The organism is Noviherbaspirillum massiliense JC206 (assembly GCF_000312045.1).
Classification (GTDB): domain Bacteria; phylum Pseudomonadota; class Gammaproteobacteria; order Burkholderiales; family Burkholderiaceae_D; genus Noviherbaspirillum; species Noviherbaspirillum massiliense.
Map to the genome: position 1 here is coordinate 1 of NZ_HE978635.1, position 1,406 is coordinate 1,406.

The following is a 1,406-nucleotide window of genomic DNA, read 5'->3' on the forward strand; positions in this document are numbered from 1 at the left end:
CGTAACTATGTATTGGGTACCAACCGGTTCCAGGCGGAGATTGAAAGAATGGTGGGGCGGCGAGTGGTAAAGGGAAAGGCGGGCCGACCTAGGGAGCGACAGCACCAAAAAGAATAATCGTGGTCTGTCCCCTATTTACAGCGGCCGACAAACAAATCACTGGCTATATTCTCGCAGCATCTACTCCTGGTGAATCATATAGTCGAGGCGATCCAACGGAGCTAGTGGAATATATTAAAGGTGGCGTAAAGGCAGGAGTTTTTTGGGGCCAAAATGGTAAGGAGCTTGAAGTGCGACTTTATCCTGGTGAGCGTGATTCAGGTCTATTTTTCTATACGTTGAAAGAGACAGGCCGAACACGAATGGACGAGGTTAAAGATACAGTTAGCGAAGGCCTAAATACGCTTGGTAAAGCATTGAAGCAGGCGCTGACACATGGCCCTTTCGCGCCACCGATGCCGACTCCACCAAGAGGGCCAGCCCTTGACTAAATTGCTCATGGAAGAGCTAATGGTTATGAGTGAGTCGATTAAACAATTGATCGAATTCGATGCCGAGGTAGACCGTCGGATTCGGAAAAAGATTGCTGAAATAGTGGAGATGACCGTTCGCGGAATTTCTCCATTTGATCGGTTACCCCAATATTTGCCTTTGAATTGTAACCGCGAGTTTTTGCTCAATTACACAGAGCAGGACAAGCGCGAATTAGTTGAAAGTTTTGTTGCTTTCAAAAAGTTTGCTGTTGCTGGCGAGTTGTTCCGTGATGAACCAGCATGGAACAGAGTTAAGCAATTAGGAAGAGAGAAGGAGCGAATTTTGCGTGCACGTTTCGTTCCTATATCCTCCGAAAAAAGGGATCAGCTGAGACGATTTTTAATGAAAGACCGAAAAAAACTTGTGCAAACTATTGTCGCCAAGCGTTTTCCCGATTTCCATCTAGATAAAAATGTAAAAACTATCATAGGAAATAAACGTGTAAATGCAATTATTGGCACGGTAATCTATTCGAAACCTGTACTCGAAAATAACAAGCTCTTGATGTCATTCGACTTGGGCAGTGGCAAAACCGATGGGATGTTTGATGCGTACATCGGTGTAGAGAAACCGCTATACACAGTAAGAGCAACGAATTTTTTTGCAGGAAGATATGGGAGTTTTTATTACACTCCTGATGAACTTAACATCCTCATGGATGAGTGTCTCGACTTACTTGAAGTGCTGATACCTATTTTCGAACAGAAAGTAAAAGAAGCTCTTGTTGTCCCACCTAAGCAAGCGTAGGGTGCGTTCCACGCACCATTCCACCTTTAAACACGGTACACCTCCATAAAAAAAATCAGCTCGTCGAATCGGAAGTCGGAGTAAGAACAGCATGGGTAATAGGGGACAGACCACGATTAGCAAGC

The 1,406-nt window shown here is 44.7% G+C and carries 2 protein-coding genes; both read left to right on the plus strand.

What is annotated here, in order from left to right:
• Positions 1-224: 224 nt before the first annotated feature.
• A complete protein-coding gene (locus HGHM_RS23215) occupies positions 225-491 on the plus strand; it encodes a hypothetical protein (protein WP_148415673.1) in 267 nt (88 codons plus the stop codon).
• Positions 484-1,281: a hypothetical protein gene (locus tag HGHM_RS15450; protein WP_148415675.1), complete on the plus strand. Its 798-nt coding sequence runs from the start codon at positions 484-486 to the stop codon at positions 1,279-1,281. Before HGHM_RS23215 ends, HGHM_RS15450 begins: the two co-directional genes overlap by 8 nt.
• Positions 1,282-1,406: the final 125 nt, after the last annotated feature.